General features: G+C 75.2%; 12 protein-coding genes. 7 read left to right on the top strand and 5 right to left on the bottom strand.

The annotated features are described in order from the left end of the window. The first annotated feature begins 129 nt into the window (after positions 1-129). The 3 genes from LG943_RS01300 to LG943_RS01290 all read left to right on the top strand — a co-directional run bounded on the left by LG943_RS01300 (position 130) and on the right by LG943_RS01290 (position 2,139). Positions 130-573 (top strand): HIT family protein, encoded by a 444-nt coding sequence (locus LG943_RS01300; protein WP_270070266.1) that lies wholly within the window; start codon positions 130-132, stop codon positions 571-573. A 256-nt stretch (positions 574-829) separates the two neighbouring features. After that, the gene (locus tag LG943_RS01295; RefSeq protein WP_270070265.1) at positions 830-1,312 is read left to right on the top strand and encodes a GbsR/MarR family transcriptional regulator; all 483 of its coding nucleotides are present in this window, start codon (positions 830-832) and stop codon (positions 1,310-1,312) included. Beyond that, a complete protein-coding gene (locus LG943_RS01290) occupies positions 1,309-2,139 on the top strand; it encodes a class I SAM-dependent methyltransferase (protein WP_270070264.1) in 831 nt (276 codons plus the stop codon). Before LG943_RS01295 ends, LG943_RS01290 begins: the two co-directional genes overlap by 4 nt. A gap of 113 nt (positions 2,140-2,252) precedes the next feature. Here the strand turns inward: LG943_RS01290 and LG943_RS01285 are convergent, their stop codons facing one another. The 3 genes from LG943_RS01285 to LG943_RS01275 all read right to left on the bottom strand — a co-directional run bounded on the left by LG943_RS01285 (position 2,253) and on the right by LG943_RS01275 (position 5,594). Further along, entirely contained in the window at positions 2,253-3,143 is an 891-nt protein-coding gene (locus LG943_RS01285; protein ID WP_270070263.1) for an alpha/beta hydrolase, read from the bottom strand. Positions 3,144-3,307: 164 nt separating this feature from the next. Next, positions 3,308-3,964 carry a response regulator gene (locus LG943_RS01280; protein ID WP_270070262.1) on the bottom strand — a complete coding sequence of 219 codons (657 nt, stop codon included), beginning with the start codon at positions 3,962-3,964 and terminating at the stop codon, positions 3,308-3,310. A gap of 10 nt (positions 3,965-3,974) precedes the next feature. Further along, on the bottom strand, positions 3,975-5,594 hold the full coding sequence (locus tag LG943_RS01275) for a sensor histidine kinase (RefSeq protein ID WP_270070261.1): 1,620 nt from the start codon (positions 5,592-5,594) through the stop codon (positions 3,975-3,977). Between the two features lie 205 nt (positions 5,595-5,799). On the opposite strand from LG943_RS01275, the gene LG943_RS01270 reads away from it, so the two are divergent. Both LG943_RS01270 and nudC read left to right on the top strand, forming a co-directional pair. Further along, positions 5,800-7,188 (top strand): dipeptidase, encoded by a 1,389-nt coding sequence (locus tag LG943_RS01270; protein ID WP_270070260.1) that lies wholly within the window; start codon positions 5,800-5,802, stop codon positions 7,186-7,188. A gap of 82 nt (positions 7,189-7,270) precedes the next feature. Next, positions 7,271-8,245, top strand: a complete 975-nt coding sequence (gene nudC / locus LG943_RS01265; RefSeq protein ID WP_270070259.1) for an NAD(+) diphosphatase — start codon at positions 7,271-7,273, stop codon at positions 8,243-8,245. A gap of 159 nt (positions 8,246-8,404) precedes the next feature. On the opposite strand, the gene LG943_RS01260 is transcribed toward nudC, so the two are convergent. Further along, entirely contained in the window at positions 8,405-8,902 is a 498-nt protein-coding gene (locus LG943_RS01260) for an ANTAR domain-containing protein (RefSeq protein WP_408648523.1), read from the bottom strand. 84 nt (positions 8,903-8,986) lie between these two features. Further along, entirely contained in the window at positions 8,987-9,250 is a 264-nt protein-coding gene (locus LG943_RS01255) for a mycoredoxin (protein WP_179769173.1), read from the bottom strand. 445 nt (positions 9,251-9,695) lie between these two features. On the opposite strand from LG943_RS01255, the gene LG943_RS01250 reads away from it, so the two are divergent. Both LG943_RS01250 and tesB read left to right on the top strand, forming a co-directional pair. Continuing rightward, positions 9,696-11,804, top strand: a complete 2,109-nt coding sequence (locus LG943_RS01250) for an ATP-dependent DNA helicase UvrD2 (RefSeq protein ID WP_270070257.1) — start codon at positions 9,696-9,698, stop codon at positions 11,802-11,804. After that, the gene (gene tesB, locus LG943_RS01245) at positions 11,773-12,693 is read left to right on the top strand and encodes an acyl-CoA thioesterase II (protein WP_270070256.1); all 921 of its coding nucleotides are present in this window, start codon (positions 11,773-11,775) and stop codon (positions 12,691-12,693) included. Before LG943_RS01250 ends, tesB begins: the two co-directional genes overlap by 32 nt. Positions 12,694-12,886: the final 193 nt, after the last annotated feature.

The raw sequence follows: 12,886 nt of genomic DNA, 5'->3' as shown, positions 1-12,886 counted from the left end.
CCGAGCGGGCCGGAAGTTGCGCCGCGCGGTGCCGCCCCGCCGGGCGGCGCCGGGGTTGAGCCGTTCCAGGTGGGTAGTGATCCGGGCTGCCGCTATGGCACAACAGAGTTTGCTACAGAGGAGACCCCCGTGATCGTCAGCGAGTGCCCGTTCTGCGCCATCGCGCGCGGCGACGGCGAGGCCAGCGTCGTCTACGCCGACGACGCGGTCATGGCCTTCATGGACACCGCCCCGGCCGTGCCCGGCCAGGTGCTGGTCGTGCCGCGCGAGCACGTGTCGGGCCTGGAACTGCTGGACGAGGAGCTGGGCGCCCGGATGTGGGCGGCGGCGCACCGGATCGCCCGCGCGCTGCGCCGCTCGGAATTGCGCTGTGAGGGCGTCAACCTGTTCCTGGCCGACGGCCGGGCCGCCTTCCAGGAGGTCTTCCACGTGCACCTGCACGTGCTGCCCCGCTTCGCCGAGGACGGGTTCCGTCTCGACGCACGGCGGGGCAACCCCGCCCGCGCCGAACTGGAGACGGACGCGGCCGCCGTCCGCGCGGGGCTGGCGGCCCTGGCCGCCGAGAAGGGATAGATGGTCGGTCGGTGATGGGCGTTCGGTGGCCAATGGCTGTCCGCCCCGGCCGCTTGCCACACTCGGTGCCTCGTCGCCTGCGCCAGCCACTGGTGCGCGGTTCGATGGGCGCCCGCCCGGACCGTCCGCCGCCGTCGCCGCACCCGTTACCCGCATCGCGGCCGCCCCCACCATCCGCCCCGAGGGCCGACCGTCCCCATGGCCGTATACGATCACAACGTTTAGAATGTACTGAACGAAGCGAACGTTGGTGGCCATGACCGGAATACCACCCGAAGAAGCCGAACTCCTCAACCGCGTCGGCCTGTTCTTCGAGATGGTCGGCGCGCCCCGCACCATGGGGCGGATCTACGGGCGGCTGATGGTGTGCGACCCGCCCGAGCAGTCCCTGACCGAACTCGCCGAGGCGCTGGACATGAGCAAGGCGTCCATCAGCACCGCCGTCCGCCCCATGCAGGAGGGCGGCCTGGTCGAGCGGCTGCCGTCCTCGGGGCGCAGCCACCGCTACCGGATCACGCCCGGCGGGTTCACCCAGGTGCTGAACGTCCAGCTCGCGCGCATGCGCCTGGGGGCCGAAGCGGCGGAGTTCGGGCTGTCGGTGGTCGGCGAGGACCGGCCCGAGCAGCGGGAGCGGCTCGCCGATCTCCGGGACTTCTGCGAGTTCTGCGCGACCGTGGTCAACGACGACTTCCTGCGGCAGTGGGATGAGTACCGCGCTCGGAAGAGGAGCAGCCGATGAGCGACCGGATCGACGCGGACTTCACCGGGGTGGAGTCCACCATGCTGATCACCCTGTACCTGCGCGCCCTGGAGACCCGCTCCGCCGAGCCCGTCCTCAACGACCCCTACGCGGCCGACCTGGTGGACCGGATCGACGTCGACTTCGCGCGGCTGCTGCCGCGCGGCGCGTCGGGCAACCGCTACACCGTGGCCGTGCGCGGGCGCCGGTTCGACGACTGGGCGGCCGACTTCCTGGCCCGCCACCCCGACGCCGTCGTGCTGCACCTGGGCTGCGGCCTGGACAGCCGGGCGTTCCGGCTGGGGCCGCCGCCCGGCGTGCGGTGGTACGACGTGGACCTGCCCGACGTCATCGCCCTGCGCGACCGCCTCTACCCCCAGCGCCCGGAGGGCTACACCGCGCTCGGCGCCTCGGCCGCCCAACCGGACTGGCTCGCGGAAATCCCCGCCGACCGGCCGGTGCTGGTCGTCGCCGAGGGGCTGCTGATGTACCTCGGCGAGCCCGACATCCGGCGCCTCCTGGGCGCGGTCGCCGACCGGTTCCCCTCCGGCGAGCTGCTGTTCGACGGCTTCGCCCCGTGGGTGGTCGGGCTGACCCAACGGCTGGCGCCCCTGCTCGACCGCCGGGGCCTCCCGCACTACACCACCGCCACGGCCGACGGCGGCGTCATCACCCGGTGGGACCCCCGCTACCGGCGCCTGGCCGCCGTGCCCATCCTCGACGGCCTGACCCGGGTCTCCGAGCGCGGGCCGCGCGCCACCTACCAGGCGCTGAACGCGATCCCCGGGTTCCGGAACTTCTACCGGCTGTGCCGGTTCGCGTTCTGAGCGCCCGCCGGTACCGCACCCGCCGGTACCGCCACGACGTCCGGCCCCGCCGCAGCCTGCGGCCCCGCCGCCTGCGGCACGCCCTCCGCCGCGCGGTCGCCGGCGACGGCGCTCTACTCCACCTCCAGCAGCGCGCGGCCGCCGGCGATCCCGCCGGCGGCCGGCGCCGAGCCCGCCGCGATCCCCGCCGTCACCGCCAGGGACGCGCTGCCGGGCTGGTAGTAGTCGGTGTGCCCGGTGATGTCCCCGGCGGAAAAGATCCGCGCGCCGAAGCCCGGGGCCATCGGGTCGCCGCCCAGACCCACCGGCCCCAGGCGCACGCTCGGCACGAACCGGATCCAGTCGCCCCGCGCCCGCGTCGCCCACACCCGCGCGCGGATCTCCTCGGCGCGGGCCACCCCCATGCCCGGGCTGGCCAGCGCCACCACGTCGTCGGCCACCCCCGGTGAGCGGGCCGCCAGGCCGCACACGGCCGTGCCGTAGCTGTGGCAGACCAGGGTGGTGTGCCGGTCCTCGGCCAGCACCTCCCGCGCGAAGCGCGCCAGCTCCCGCGCGCCGTGGCGGGCGCGCGCGATCCCGGCCAGTTCGGCGTCGACCTCTTGGGGCGGCAGGTAGCCCAGCCACACCACCACGGCGACGCGGCCGTGCGGGGAGCGCTCGCGCATCGCGGCGTACAGCGCCTGGCCGTCGGCCATGGGCACGGTGCCCGGCCGCCGCGCGGTGCCGGCGCCGTTGTGGACACCACGGAAGTTCTCCCGGTTCTGGCCGGAACCGGGCACGACCACCGCGACGTCCTCGGCCTCCCGCAGCTCGCCGATCACCGCCACCACCCGGCCGGAGCCCGCCGGGTCCTCGGCGAGCAGGCCGCCGACCGGGGCGGCGCGGTAGCTCAGGGGGGCGGGCGCGGCGCCGCCGGCGGCCCCGGCCGCCCCGCAGCAGCCCAGGACCGCGAACGCCAGCAGCGCGCCGAGCAGGGGCCTGGCCCACGCGGTTCGTCGTGTCATGGGTCACGACGCTAGGAACCGGGCACCCGAAGGCGCGTCCCCTTCCAGGGCCAACCCGGGCCTACCCCCGGGGAGGGAGGGCGCGGCGGTTTGCGCGGCCGCGCCGCACTTGGACCGCGCAGCGCCCTGCCCCAGCCCGCGCCGCGCCGTGGATCACACCGCGCCTAGACCACGCCGTTCTCGTAGGCGAAGACGACCGCCTGCGTGCGGTCGCGCAGCTCCAGCTTGGCCAGGATCCGGCCCACGTGGGTCTTCACCGTCTGCTCGGCCAGGAACAGCTCGGCCGCGATCTCGGCGTTGGACAGCCCCCGGGCCATCTGCCGCAGCACGTCGGCCTCGCGCGGGGTGAGGCCGCCGAGGGCGTCGGGGCGGGCGCGGACGCGGTCGCGGCGGCGCCGGGCGATGTCGGCGATCAGCCGGCGGGTCACCGAGGGGGCGAGCAGGGCGTCGCCCTCGGCCACCACGCGCACGGCCGCGCGCAGGTCGGCGACCGGGGCGTCCTTGAGCAGGAACCCGCTGGCCCCGGCGCCCAGCGCCTCGTACACGTACTCGTCGAGGTCGAAGGTGGTGAGCACGAGCACGCGCGGACCGGCCTCGCCCGCGCCGTCGACGATCTCGCGCGTGGCGGTCAGCCCGTCCATGGTGGGCATGCGGACGTCCATCACGACCACTTCGGGCGCGTGCCGGCGGGCCAGGGCCACCGCCTCGGCGCCGTCGGCGGCCTGGGCCACCACCTCGATGTCGTCGGCGGCGTCGAGCAGGGTGGCGATCCCGTCGCGCACCATGGCCTGGTCGTCGGCGACTATCACGGTGATGGGCACGGCCCACAGACTAGTGCGGCGGCGCCGCCAGCGGCAGTTCGGCGACGACCTCGAACCCGCCCTCGGCGGTGGGTCCGGCACTCAGCCGCCCGCCGAGCATGGCCACCCGCTCGCGCATCCCGACCAGGCCGTGCCCGCCGGAGTCCACCGCCGGTACCCGCTCGCCCGCCGCCCCCGGATCCGGCGGCCCGTTGACCACCCGCACCGTGACCTGCGACGGCGTGCGGGACAGCGTGACCGCGACCGCCGCACCGGGCGCGTGCCGGCCGGCGTTGCTGACCGACTCCTGCACGATCCGGTAGGCCGACAGGTCCACGGCGTCGGGCAGGCCCGGCGCGCCGGGGTCGGCGGCGGTGTCCGCCGGCGCCGCCAGGGTGATGTCCATGCCGGCCTGGTGCGCCTGGGCCACCAGGTCGGGCACCCGGGCCAGGCCCGGCTGGGGCGCGCGCTCGGGCGCTCCGTCCTCGTCCTCCTCGCGCAGCAGCCCCACCACCCGGCGCATCTCCGCCAGCGCGTCGCGGGCGGCGTCGCGGATGGCGTGGAACGTCTCGGTGGGACCCGGCTCCAGGTCGGCGAACTTGTAGGGGGCGGCGTCGGCCTGGATGGCGATCATCGACATGTGGTGCGACACCACGTCGTGCAGTTCGCGGGCGATGCGGGAGCGCTCCTCCAGCACCGCCTGGCGGGCGCGGTCGCGGCGGCGCAGCCGGCTCTCCTCGGCCAGGCGCCGCTGGGCGGCGCGCCGGCTGTGCACGTTGTAGCCCAGTAGCAGCACGGCCGCCGCGACCGCCCCGATCCAGGCGGTCTGGGCCGGGTGGGTGCCGGCCAGCGGGTAGGCGGCGGCGATGTCCAGGCCGACCGTGACCACGGCGACCCCGGCGGTGATCCGCCCCGGGTAGGCCGCCGCCACCGCGTAGAGCACCACCGGCAGGGCCACGAGCGCGGCCACCGGCCACGGCCACAGGTCCAGGGGTGGGTCGCCGTAGGCGCCCACCGCGTAGAGGACGACGGCCAGGCCGCCGGCCGTGATCCGCCAGGTCAGCAGCGGCGCGACGGGCAGCAGCGCGAACGGCAGGCCCACGACCAGCCCCAGCAGCACCGACGGCAGGACCGCCAGTTGGTGGAACAGGGCGAGCTGGACGGCGACGAGCGCGGCCAGGCCGCCGGCGACGGCCGTCAGCAGCACCCACGCGGTGACCTCGCGGGGCAGCGGGGTGGGGGAGGCGGGATCCTCCCCGGTCTCGGCGCGGGTCTCGGGGTCGGGCGCGGGGTCGCCCTCGGCGGGCAGCACCAGCCACAGCAGCAGGTAGACGACCACCCCGAGGGGGAAGCCGACCAGTACGAACACGATCCGCAGGGTGAGGGCGGCCGGCTGCGAGCCGCGCGCGAGCCCGGCGCACACCCCGCCCGCCAGCCTGGCGCCCGCCGTGCGGCCGCCGGCCGGGCGGCGCGGCCCGGCCAGCAGCCGCAGCGGACCGCCGGGCCGCCGGGCGGGCCACCGCCACAGCGCGTCGAGGACCGCGCCCACCAGCGGGACGCCCAGCCCGCGCCGAGCCGCCGCCACCGCCCGCCCGGCGCCCCCGGCCCCACCCGACGCCGCCTCCCGCACCGCCTCTTCATCTCCCACCATGACCGCCCCGCCGCCCTCCCGCCTCCGCGCCGCCGCCCCCGGCCCTTCACCCTAGGCCGGGAGTGCGTCCACGACATGGCCCTGAAGAGCCACCCGAGCCTCCCCCGCAGGTAGGGGGCGGGCCTGTGCACGTTGGGGCGGGTCATAGGCTCGATGGGGTGCCCGGCGGACGGTGCCGGGGGGCCTGGGTGAAGGAGCGGTCGGGATGGATGTGCGGGAGTTCGTGGAGGGGCACCGGGACGACTTCGTCGCGGCGCTGAAGGAGTGGGTGGCCATTCCCTCGGTCTCGGCCGACCCCACCCGCCACGGCGACGTCCGCCGGTCCGCCGAGTGGCTGCGCGGGCACCTGCTGGCGGCCGGGTTCCCCACGGCCGAGGTGTGGGAGACCGGCGGCCTGCCCGCCGTCTTCGCCGAGTGGCCCGCCGCCGACCCCGCCGCGCCCACCGTGCTCGTCTACGGCCACCACGACGTCCAGCCCGCCCGCGCGGCCGACGGCTGGGACACCGACCCCTTCGTCGCCGAGGAGCGCGGCGACCAACTGGTGGGGCGCGGCACCTCCGACGACAAGGGGCAGGTGCTGTTCCACGCCCTCGGCGTGAAGGCCGCGATGGCGGCCTCGGGCGCGGACGCGCCGCCGGTGACCGTGCGGCTGCTGGTGGAGGGCGAGGAGGAGTCGGGCTCGCCCCACTTCGCCGAGTTGCTGCGCGCCCGCCGCGACCGGCTGGCCTGCGACGTCGTCGTCATCTCCGACACCACCATGTGGGGCGCCGACACCCCCTCGATGTGCGTGGGCATGCGCGGCCTCACCGACTGCGAGATCACCCTCACCGGCCCGCGCGCCGACGTGCACAGCGGGTCCTTCGGCGGCGCGGTCCCCAACCCCGCCCGCGCGCTTGCCGTGCTCCTGGCCCAGTTGCACGACGCCGACGGCCGGGTCGCGGTGCCCGGCTTCTACGACGACGTCGTGGAGATCAGCGACGCCGAGCGCGCCCTCATCGCCAAGCTGCCCTTCGACGAGGCCGAGTGGCTGCGCACCGCCGGCGCCGGGGCGGCGGCCGGCGAGGCCGGCTACAGCACCTTGGAGCGTGTGTGGGTGCGGCCCACCGCCGAGGTCAACGGCCTGTGGGGCGGCCACACCGGCGCCGGCACCAAGACGATCGTGCCGCGCTCGGCCCACGCCAAGGTCAGCTTCCGGCTGGTCCCCGACCAGGAGCCCGCCCGCGTGCAGGAGGCGGTGCGCGCCTTCGTCGCCGAGCGGGTGCCCGCCGGGCTGCGCGCCGAGGTCGTCTTCAACGGGCCGGGCGTGCGCCCTTGCGCCTCCGACCTGGACTCCGCCGCCCTGCGCGCCGCCCGCTCCGCCATGGAGCGCGCCTTCGGCACCGAGGTGCTGTTCACTCGCGAGGGCGGCAGCGGCCCCGAGGCCGACATCGCCGACATCCTGGGGGCGCCGCTGGTGTTCGTGGCGGTGGGCCTCAACGACGACCGCATCCACGCGCCCAACGAGAAGGTCGAGATCCCGCTCCTGCTGAAAGGCGCTGAGAGCGCCGCCTATCTGTGGGAGCATCTGGCCGTCGGGGCGCCCCACGCCGGCTGAGCACGCCCGCGCCGCCCCCTCCCGCCGCGGCGTTGCCCTCGCGCCGTCGCGCCCGACCCGCTCCCAACGCCGAGAAGGACCCATGCTCCCACCAGAAGAGATCCCCGCCCTCTCCCGCGGCGCGGTCGACCTGGCCGGGCACCGCCGCACCGACGACGCCTGGCTGGACAAGACCTGGGCCGACCCCGGCACGCGCGTGCTCGTCCTGGAGGGCGGCGACCCGGCCTCCTACGGCTGGCAGGCGCTGCTGGCGCGCCAGTCCCGCGCCCTGGTCGCGGGCGGCGCCGGCGAGCGCCCCCGCCTGGTGTTCGCCTCGCCCGGCGAGGCGCCCGAGGGCGAGCGGTTCCTGCTGGGCGTGGACGAGCGCGACGGCACCGCCTACTTCGCGGTGCTCTCCGCCGCCGAGAACCCCTTCCCGCGCGTGCCCGGCGCGGCCCCGGCGTCGCTGCGCGAGGTCGGCGCGCTGCTGGACGACCGCGACGCCGGCCTGTTCACCCACGCCGTTGCCCTGGCCAACTGGAACGCCACCCACCGCTTCTGTCCTTCCTGCGGCGGCCCCACCGAGCCCTCGGCGGCCGGGCACGTGCGCGTGTGCGTCCGCGAGGGCCGCGAGAACTTCCCCCGCCTGGACCCGGCCGTGATCATGCTGGTGCACCGCGAGGCCGACGGGGTCGAGGAGTGCCTGCTGGGCCACAACCCGCGCTGGCCCGAGCACCGCTACTCCGTGCTGGCGGGGTTCGTGGAGCCGGGGGAGTCGCTGGAGCGGGCCGTGGTGCGGGAGGTCGCCGAGGAGGTCGGCATCGCCGTGGAGGAGCCGCGCTACCTGGCCTCGCAGCCGTGGCCGTTCCCGCGCAGCCTGATGCTGGGGTTCCTCGCGCGCGCCACGGGGCCGGCGCGGCGCACCGACGCCGAGGAGATCTCCGAGGTCCGGTGGCTGAGCCGCCCGGCGCTGCGCGCGGCGGCGGAGTCGGGCGAGGTGCTGCTGCCGGGGCCGGTGTCGATCGCGCGCGGGCTGATCGAGCACTGGTACGGCGGGCCGCTGCCCGGCGGGTTCTAGGACGCCCACCGCACGGCCGCTCCCCCGGGCGGCGCGGTCGCGGCGCGCACGGCGGGGCACGGCGAGCCGGGCGGGCATGCCCGAGCGCGGCCCCCGCCCCCGAACCCCGGCGCCTCGGCCGGGCGCGGCGCCCGGCGGCCCGTGCCCGACCGAGGGGGGTCAGCGCCGCCGGGGTGGTGCGGCCTGCGCCACCGCGCCGTCGCCGGCGAGTTCGCCGGGCAGCACGGTCAGCGGGTTGGTGCAGCTCGCCACGACCTCGCGGGCCATGTCGGCGACCTTGCGCCCGCGCGAGCGCGAGGCCGACCGCAGCAGCTCGAACGCCTTGCGCGGCGTCAGCCGGCGGCGCTCGGCCAGCACGCCGATGGCCTGCTCGACCACCACGCGGGTGTGCAGCGCGTGCTGGAGTTGGGCGACGGTCAGCCGCAGCCGCTCCTCGTCGGAGGAGTCGGCCTCGGCGCGCGGGGGAGCGGGCGGGGCGGACGCGCGCGGCCGCTCCTCGGCGGCCAGCAGGTCGGCCAGCACCATGGCGTTGAGCAGGTCTGGAAGCTCCTCGCCGCTGTGCACGCGCCAGCCTGTGGAGGTGCGCTGGATAACGCCGAACGCGGTATCGGTGTCGTTCGCCGTGCTCTTCGACGTCACGTCATTCCCCACTTCCATACTCCCCCGCTCAGGGCGCCGCGCCGCCCGGCGGGCGGCGGCGGTGTCACTCGGTGTGACTCTGGGTGGCCCGGTGCCACGCGGTCACGAGGACGACGCCACCAACTTCTCCTTGACCTGAGCCAGCGACGGGTTGGTCATGGCCGTACCGTCGGCGAACAGGACGGTCGGTACGGTCTGGTTGCCGCCGTTCACACGCATGACGTAATCGGCCGCAGCGGGGTCCTGTTCGATGTCGACCTCGTTGACGGCGATGCCCTCACGCGCGAGCTGACTCTTCAACCGCTTGCAGAAGCCGCACCAGGGGGTGGTGTACATGGTGATCTGCCCGTTGGCCTGAGTGGTCATGGCAGCCCTCTCCTTCGACCGCGGGGGAACCGGGTGTCCCGCACCCCCGTATCCAACACGTGGGAACCGACAACACTGCCCTAGTCCAACACGGCCGAGGGTTGGGTGCTTCCCCTGGTACCGCTTCATGTCAGCCTGTGGGACGTGCCGAACGCAATCCCGGTTCCGGGAAAAACCGGACGAGCGCGGCGGGTGTGCCGGAATTCGCCCAGAAAGAGCCAGTTTAGGCCGGTCGGGACCCGCGCGACACGTTGTCCACAGTCGGCCCGGACCGCTTCGCTCCGGCACGCGCGCCGCCTGATACTTGAGAGACTTGAGCGGTCGGCTGAGATCGGCGCGGCCGACGCGTACCGGCGAGAGCCCGGTGGTTGACGGAGCCGGCAGGACACCCACCACACCCAGCCGCCCCCGCGCGCGGGGCCCACGGCGGAAGGGAGCGACCAGCATGGACCCGGACCGCATCCTCGACGGGCTCGACCCCGAGCAGTTGGAGGCCGCCCGTGCCCTGCGGGGCCCCGTGTGCATCCTCGCCGGGGCCGGAACCGGCAAGACCCGCGCCATCACCCACCGCATCGCCCACGCCGTGCACAGCGGGGTCGTCGCCGAGCAGCAGGTCCTGGCCGTCACCTTCACCGTCCGCGCCGCCGGCGAGATGCGCGGCCGGCTGCGCGCGCTGGGCGCCCCCCGGGTCCAGGCCCGCACCTTCCACTCCGCCGCCGTGCGCCAGCTCTCCTACTTCTGGCCCCAGGCCATCGGCGGCCCCATGCCCACCCTCATCGACAGCAAGATCCAGGAGGTCGCCCGCGCCGCGCACTCCTGCGGGCTCCAACTCGACCGCACCGGCCTGCGCGACCTCGCCGGCGAGATCGAGTGGTCCAAGGCCACCCAGGTCCGCCCCGCCGACTACGAGGCCGCCATCGGCAAGGCCGGCCGCACCGCGCCCATGCCCGCCCACGACGTCGCCCGCGTCTACGAGGCGTACGAGGAGCAGTGCCGCGACCGCAACCTTCTCGACTTCGAGTCCCTGCTCGAACTCACCGCCGGCATCATCATCGAGCACCCCCAGATCGCCGACCGCGTCCGCGACCAGTACCGCTACTTCGTCGTGGACGAGTTCCAGGACGTCAACCCGCTCCAGAAGCTCCTGCTCGACGCCTGGCTGGGCGACCGCGACGACCTCTGCGTGGTGGGCGACCCCAACCAGACCATCTACTCCTTCGCCGGCGCCACCCCCAGCTACCTCACCGGGTTCTCCGCCGCCTACCCCCACGCCACCGTGGTGCGCCTGGTCCGCGACTACCGCTCCACCCCCCAGGTGGTGCGCGTGGCCAACGGCGCCCTGCGCCACGCCCGCGGCCCCGCCGCCGAGCACCGCCTCGAACTCGTCGCCCAGCGCCCCGACGGCCCCGACCCCGTCTACACCGAGTACGACGACGAACCCGCCGAGGCCACCTCGGTGGCCCGCCGCATCGCCGCCCTCATCGACTCCGGCGTGCCCGCCCGCGAGATCGCGGTGCTGTTCCGCACCAACGCCCAGTCCGCCGCCTACGAGCAGGCGCTGTCCGACGCCGGGGTGTCCTACACCGTGCGCGGCGCCACCCGGTTCTTCGAGCGCCAGGAGATCAAGCAGGCCGTGCACACTTTGCGCGGCGCCCGCCAGGACCCCGGCGACGACCCCCTCGCCCGCACCGTCCACCACATCCTCGGCCCGCTGGGGCTCACCCCCCAGCCGCCCGAGGGCCGCCAGGCCCGCGAGCGGTGGGAGTCCCTGGCCGCGCTCGCCCAGCTTGCCGAGGACGTCGCCGCCGCCCGCCCCGGCGCCACCATGGCCGACTTCGTCAACGAACTCGACGCCCGCGTCGCCACCGAGCACGCCCCCGAGTACGAAGGCGTCACCCTGGCCTCGCTGCACTCCGCCAAGGGCCTCGAATGGGACGCCGTGTTCCTCGTCGGCCTCACCGAGGGGCTGATGCCGATCGTCTTCGCCGAGTCCCCCGAGCAGGTCGAGGAGGAGCGTCGGCTGTTCTACGTCGGCGTCACCCGCGCCCGCGAGCACCTGTCGCTGTCGTGGGCGCTGGCCCGGTCGCCGGGCGGGCGCAAGTCACGCAAGCCCTCCCGCTTCCTCGACGGCCTGCGCCCGGCCTCGCCCTCGCTGGCGTCCTCCCGGCGCGACTCCCGCCGCCAGTCCCGGGTGGTGCGCTGCCGCATCTGCGGCACCACCCTGACCGACGCCGCCGAACGCAAGCTCGCCCGCTGCCTGGACTGCCCCGCCGACTACGACGAAGCCCTGCTGGAGCGGCTGAAGACCTGGCGGCGCGCCTCCGCCGAGAAGCAGAAGGTCCCCGCCTACGTGATCTTCACCGACTCCACGCTCCAGGCCATCGCCGAACACGTGCCCGACGACCTCGCCCAGCTCTCCCGCATATCCGGCGTGGGGGCCGTCAAGCTCGAACGCTACGGTGAGGCGGTGCTGGCCCTGTGCGCGGGCCGGGAGCCGGCCGACGACGGAGAGGAACACCCCGATGGCGGATCAGCACAGCGGCAGACCGACTGACCCGGCCGCCGACCAAGCGGTGCGGGCCCAGACCGTCGACGGCCTGCTGGGCATCCTCGACCTCGAACGCATCGAGGACAACATCTTCCGCGGGCGCAGCCCCGACGGCGGCCCCCAGCGGGTGTTCGGCGGGCAGGTCGCCGGGCAGGCGCTGGTGGCGGCCGGGCGCACCGTGCCCGAGGAGCGCCACGTCCACTCCCTGCACGCCTACTTCATCCGGCCCGGCGACCCCGCCGTGCCGATCGTCTACGACGTCGACCGCGTGCGCGACGGCCGCTCGTTCACCACCCGCCGGGTCACCGCCATCCAGCACGGCAAGGCGATCTTCACCCTGTCGGCGTCCTTCCACAAGAGCGAGCCCGGCCTCGCACACCAGGTCGACATGCCCGAGGCGCCCGCGCCCGACGACCTCCCCTCCATGCGCGACCGCCTCTACACCGCCTTCGGCAAGGTCCCGCGCTTCGCGAGCTGGCACCCCATCGAGCTGCGGCCGGTCGGCCCGCTGTCCTTCGAGGTCGAACGCGACCCCGGCCTGCGCACCACCCGCAACCTGGTGTGGCTCAAGGTCAAGGGCACCCTGCCCGACGACCCCATGCTGCACGTGTGCCTGATGACCTACGCCTCGGACATGACCCTGCTCGACACCGTGCTGCTGCGCCACGGCCGCTCGTTCGCCGGGCTGTCCATGGCCAGCCTCGACCACGCCATGTGGTTCCACCGCCCCTTCCGCGCCGACGAGTGGCTGCTGTACGCCCAGGAGACCCCCAGCGCCGGCGGCGCGCGGGGGCTCGCGCGCGGTCTGGTGTTCACCCGCCAGGGCGAACTCGTGTGCTCGGTGGTGCAGGAGGGCCTGCTGCGGGTGGTCGAGGACCGCCCGGCCGGCTCCTGAGACCCGCGCGGGCGGACGCCGCGCGGCCGCGCCCGGTTCCGCCCGCCCACGGCCGCATCCGGCCGCCCCACAGCGTCATCGCAGGTCAAAAATAAGTTGCCCGTTCTTCGGAGCCCCCTCTACTCTTGTCCCATCAGCGCCCGCGCCGGCCTCGGACGGAAGTCCACGGCCCGACTGTGAAGGAGGTGTCTCA

Source organism: Streptomonospora mangrovi (assembly GCF_027604915.1).
GTDB lineage: Bacteria > Actinomycetota > Actinomycetes > Streptosporangiales > Streptosporangiaceae > Streptomonospora > Streptomonospora mangrovi.
The sequence above is the reverse complement of the archived record's forward strand: the minus strand, read 5'-3'. Positions and strand labels throughout refer to the sequence as shown.